Raw genomic sequence first — 2,930 nt, forward strand, 5'->3', positions numbered from 1 at the left:
GCCTTGCCCAGCGAGACGCCGGGCGCCGTGTCAAAACCCAGCGTGGTGGCCGGGTACTGGGCCACGCGGGTAACCTGCAGCGGGGCCGCTTGCTCCGTGATGGTGGCGATGGCCGACAGCGGTGTTGGCGTGCCGGAGCCGGTTTTGAGTTGCAGGCTGCCCAGCGATGCCGGCGTGCGCAAGGAGTCGGGCATGGCTTCGAGGATCACGCGGTACTGGTTGGTTTCGGTGAAGATGGTCGAGACAATGCGCTGGCCGAATGCGCTGTAAAGCGCGTCGTCAATGGACGAGGTCGTGACGGCCAGGCGCGACGCGGTGTCGCGGTCTACCGTGATGTAGGCTCCGGCGCCGCTGGAGCCCGCATCGGACGACACGTTGCGCAGGCTTTCGAGCTGCCGCATGCGCTGCGTAAGCTTGTTGGCCCATTCCACCACGGTGGCGTTGTTCGAGCCTTCGAGCGATACGCGGAATTGCGTGGGCCCGGTTTCGGCGTCAATGGTCAGGTCTTGCGTGGGTTGAAGGTACAGAGTAACCCCGGCTACCGCGGCGGCCCTGCGCTGCAGCCGGTCCATGGTTTCCTGCTGGCTGCCTATGCGCTCTTTTTTCAGGTTGATCAGCATGCGGCCGGTATGCAGCATGGTGTTGTTGGCTGCGTCCACGCCAATGAAGGAGCTCAGCGTTTCGACGTCGGGGTCTTCCAGGATGGCCTTGGCCGTGGCTTGCTGCAGCGCGGCCATGCGGTCATAGGACACCGATTGCGCGGTTTCCACGCGAGCCTGCAGCTGGCCGGTGTCCTGCGTCGGGAACAGGCCCTTGGGGATCAGCACATACAGCAACACCGTGAGCAGCAGGGTGGCCAGCGCCACCAGCAACGTGGCGCCCTGACGTTTGAGCACCCAGGTGAGCCACACGTCGTAGCGTGCGATCACGTCGTCAAAAAAACGCTGGAGCCGCGCGCCCGCCTGGGCCAGCCGGCCTTCGCCCGCCGTTTCCGGCACGTGCTTGAGCCATCTCGCCGACATCATGGGCACGAGGGTGAGCGACACCACGGCCGAGATCAGGATGGTGATGGCCAGCGTGACGGCAAACTCGCGGAACAGCCGGYCGACCACATCGCCCATGAACAGCAGCGGAATCAGCACCGCGATCAGCGACACTGTCAGCGAGATGATGGTGAACCCGATCTGCGTCGCACCCTTGAGGGCTGCGGCCATCGGTTCTTCGCCTTCCTCGATGTAGCGCGAGATGTTTTCGATCATCACGATTGCGTCGTCCACCACAAAGCCGGTGGCGATCGTGAGTGCCATCAGGCTCAGGTTGTTGAGGCTGTAGCCCAGCAGGTACATCAAGCCGCAGGTGCCGACGAGTGAAATCGGCACGGCCAGGCTGGCGATGACTGTGGCGCGCAAGCTGTGCAGGAAAGCAAAGATCACCAGCACGACCAGCAGCACGGCCAGCAGCAGTTCAATCTCGACGTGCATCACCGAGGCGCGTATGCCGGTCGTACGGTCGCTCAGCACATCGACCCTGAGGGAGGTGGGCAGGCCGGCCTGCAGTTCGGGCAGGCGTGCCTTGATGGCGTCCACCGTGGCAATGACGTTGGCGCCGGGCTGGCGCTGCACATTGAGGATGATGGCTGGTTTCAGACCAGACCATGCGCCCAGTTTGATGTTCTCGGCGCTGTCCACCACCTGTGCCACGTCTGACACTCGCACCGCCGCACCGTTGCGAAAGGCGATGATGAGGTTTTTGTAGTCAGCAGCGGCGACCAGCTGGTCGTTGGAGTTGATCGAATAGGACCGTGTAGGGCCATCGATGCTGCCTTTGGCGCCGTTGGCATTGGCCGCGGAGATCGCAGTGCGCAGTGAATCAAGCCCGAGGCCGTAGGAAGCCAGCGCCCGTGTGTCGGCCTGGATGCGCACCGCGGGGCGCTGCCCGCCACTGAGCGACACCAGCCCCACGCCATTGACCTGGCTGATCTTCAGGGCCAGCCGGGTGTTGACGATGTTCTGCACCTCCGTCAGCGGCATGGTGTCGGAGGTGATGGCCAGTGTCAGCACCGGTGCATCCGCCGGGTTGACCTTGGCATAGACGGGCGGGGCGGGCAGGTCGGCCGGCAGTAGCGAGCCGCCCGCGTTGATGGCCGCCTGCACCTGCTGTTCGGCCACGTCCAGTGCCAGGCCCAGGCCGAACTGCAGCGTGACGATGGAGACACCGGCGGCACTGGTGGAGCTCATGCGAGAGAGACCGGCCATCTGGCCGAACTGGCGTTCCAGCGGCGCTGTCACGGTCTGCGCCATCACTTCCGGGCTCGCGCCGGGATACAGCGTCTGCACCTGGATGGTGGGGTAGTCGACCTGCGGCAGGGCCGACAGCGGCAAAAACTTGAAACCCACGAGGCCAGCCAGCACAATGGCCACCATCAGCAGCGAAGTGGCTACCGGGCGCAGGATGAAGGGGCGTGAGGGRCTCATTCAATAACCTTCGTGCTTCGCACTGCGATGCTATTTGCCTTGGGAACGGCCCGGCGGCTCATGCGCGGAAATACCTTCGTGCTTCGCACTGCGGTGCTATTCACCTTGGGAACGGCCCGGCGGCTCATTGGTGCGAGTCCCGGATCATTGCGCCGGCCGTTCGCCCTGGCGGCGGTCCTTCATGCCTTGCCAGCGTGCCAGAGCTTCCGGGTCGCCCTTGTCGATCTGCTCCAGGAAGCGCTTGCGGCGTTCCAGCGCGGCCGGGTCGTCCTTGACCTGGTCGAGCATGCGCTGGCGCTGCTCGGCCGTGGGGCCGGCAATGGAAGGCGGCGCAGCGCCGGGTTGCAGTGCCGCTGCCGGGGGCGTGGAGGGTGCCGCTGCCGGTGCACTGCCGGCGGTGTCGGATGCGGGGCGCTGGCGCCCGGCCGCCGAAGCGCCGCCGCCCGGTGCGCTGGC

Annotated in this window: 1 protein-coding gene and 1 pseudogene; both read right to left on the minus strand. The window is 65.5% G+C overall.

Annotated elements, in window-relative coordinates; all coding sequences use genetic code 11:
• The coding region (locus tag AC1D1P_RS19560; protein ID WP_477674120.1) for an efflux RND transporter permease subunit at positions 1-2,474 on the minus strand (2,474 nt) is incomplete at its 3' end.
• Between the two features lie 144 nt (positions 2,475-2,618).
• A pseudogene (locus tag AC1D1P_RS19565) lies at positions 2,619-2,930 on the minus strand (efflux RND transporter periplasmic adaptor subunit); the annotation flags it as partial.

The organism is Polaromonas sp. P1_E1_2 (assembly GCF_056406035.1).